Below are 210 nucleotides of genomic sequence, written 5' to 3'. Positions count from 1 at the left end.
TGAAAGCAGATGCGGTTGACCGTAATGGTACACCAGTGAATGCTGAAGATAGTCTTGTGAAGACGGATCATGACAATAATCCAGATACACCAGACCAAGGTGGTTTAGACCGAGTAGATGGTTCAATTACAGTTGATGTGGATACTCAAGGCCATATTACAGGTGGCACCACAGACGTTACACCGGGTAGTCAAGTCACCTTAACCATTA

General features: G+C 44.8%; 1 pseudogene. It reads left to right on the top strand.

Annotated features, from left to right (window positions below):
* Positions 1–210, top strand: a pseudogene (locus ACH63V_RS18255) (hypothetical protein); the annotation flags it as partial.

It is taken from the genome of Acinetobacter sp. ABJ-A23_2, assembly GCF_044538765.1.
Taxonomy (GTDB): Bacteria; Pseudomonadota; Gammaproteobacteria; order Pseudomonadales; family Moraxellaceae; genus Acinetobacter; species Acinetobacter nosocomialis_A.
Note: the sequence above shows the minus strand (reverse complement) of the source record. Positions and strands in the feature narration are given on the sequence as shown.